This is a genomic window from Synechococcus sp. R55.8, from assembly GCF_047461895.1.
Taxonomy (GTDB): domain Bacteria; phylum Cyanobacteriota; class Cyanobacteriia; order Thermostichales; family Thermostichaceae; genus Thermostichus.
The window spans coordinates 1-2,001 of the sequence record NZ_JANSIB010000169.1 but is presented as its reverse complement, the minus strand read 5'-3'; the positions used below and the strand labels follow the sequence as shown (position 1 = coordinate 2,001).

Annotated in this window: 1 protein-coding gene and 1 pseudogene; both read left to right on the top strand. The window is 60.0% G+C overall.

Features of this window, described 5'->3' with window-relative positions; all coding sequences use genetic code 11:
* Positions 1-81: 81 nt before the first annotated feature.
* Positions 82-312: pseudogene (locus tag NW829_RS12160) on the top strand (ATP-binding protein); the annotation flags it as partial.
* Between the two features lie 49 nt (positions 313-361).
* Positions 362-2,001 (top strand): NAD+ synthase (locus tag NW829_RS12155; RefSeq protein WP_414417188.1); only part of this gene is annotated, 1,640 nt, incomplete at its 3' end.

Here is a 2,001-nt window from a genome sequence, read left to right as displayed (position 1 = left end):
TTTCCTCTATAAATTATTCTCTCTATCCTAACATAAGATCAACACGACCTAGAGGCTGTTGCTTTAGGTTCCGACCGCTGGGAGCTGCGCTTGACCAACACGGGCACCACCATTCCCCTCGAAGAACAAGAACGCATTTTCGAGCAGTTTTATCGCATCCCCCACTCGGATCCCTGGCAGCAGGGGGGAACAGGCTTGGGATTGGCTCTGGCCCAAGCCATTGCCAACCACTTGGGCGGCTCTTTGCAGGTGGAAAGCACTGCCCACCAAACCACGTTTATTCTTTGCTTGCCCGCAGCAGAATCTTGTTGACGATTCGGTTTGGGCCACTTATGGTGAGATTTACCATATGGGGGGCAGGGTGAAGGTAGCGCTGTTGCAACTGAACTACATCGTCGGCGATCTAAGCGGAAATGCCGAGCGCATCCGTTCGGCAGTCGAGGCAGTGGCGGCGGCGGGAGCAGAGTTGGCCATCACCTCGGAGCTGGCGTTGCTGGGGTATCCACCTCGCGATTTGTTGCTCTACCCGGCCCTGATCGAGAGAGCGAACCAAGTTTTGCAGCACTTGGCCAGTCGGCTACAGGCCAGCATTCCGGTGGTCGTGGGATCCGTGCAGCCCAATCCTCTGCCTGAGGGTCGGCCCCTTTACAATGCTGCTGCCTGGCTGGAGGGGGGCCAGATCCGCCATTGGTTCCAGAAGTCGCTCTTGCCCACCTACGATGTCTTCGACGAAGATCGCTATTTTGAGCCGGGATCCCAGCCCCAACCCATCGAGTACCGTGGCCGCCGCCTGGGCTTTACCATTTGTGAAGACATTTGGAACGACCGCGATTTTTGGCAGCACCGTCGCTACCACTGGGATCCGGTGGAACAGATGGCCCGCTGCGGTGCCGACCTGCTGATTAACCTCTCGGCCTCCCCCTTCAGCCTGGGCAAACAGAAGTTGCGGGTGGAGATGCTGGGATCCCTGGCCCGCAAGCACGCCCTGCCCATTCTCTACGTCAATCAAGTGGGGGGCAACGACGATCTCATCTTCGATGGGGCCAGTTGTGCCCTAGATCGCCGGGGTCGGGTTGTGGCCCAAGCGGCTGCCTTTCAGCCGGATCACCTCATCCTGGATGTGGACGAGTTGACGCAGTCTCCCAACCCAGACCAGAATCCACCGACCGCGGGATCCCGCTGGCCGACCGAGCCGGAAGCTGAGCTGTACGAGGCGTTGGTTTTGGGCACCCGCGATTACGTCAGCAAATGTGGCTTTCGCGAGGTGCTATTGGGCCTGTCGGGGGGGATCGACTCTGCCGTCACTGCTGTGATCGCTGCCGATGCCTTGGGGCCGGAGCGGGTGCTGGGGGTGCTCATGCCCTCTCCCTATTCCAGCCCTGGCAGCCTGACCGACGCCTACCAACTGGCGCAAAACCTGGGGATCCCGACCCTGAAGCTGCCGATTCAGTCCATCATGGAGAGCTACCACCAGCTTTTGGCAGAGCCCTTTGCCGGCCTCCCCCCAGACATCACGGAAGAAAACCTGCAATCTCGCATTCGCGGCACCCTCCTCATGGCCCTTTCCAACAAGTTCGGGCGGCTGCTGCTGACCACAGGCAACAAATCAGAGCTAGCAGTGGGCTACTGCACCATTTACGGGGATATGTCCGGCGGCCTGGCGGTGATTTCCGATGTGCCCAAGACCTGGGTGTACCGCTTGGCTCGCTGGATCAACCGACAGCAGGAGCGGATCCCGCTTGCTACTCTGACCAAGCCCCCCTCAGCGGAATTGCGACCCGGCCAACAAGATAGCGACAGCTTGCCCCCCTACGATTTGCTGGACAAGATCCTGCAGCGGCACATCGAGCAGCATCAATCCAGCCCGGAGTTGGTGGCTCAAGGGTTCGATCCCGACACGGTGCAGCACGTGCTGCGGCTGGTTCAGAATGCCGAGTTCAAGCGACACCAAGCTCCCCCTGGGCTACGCATTACCGATCGCGCCTTCGGCACCGGCTGGCG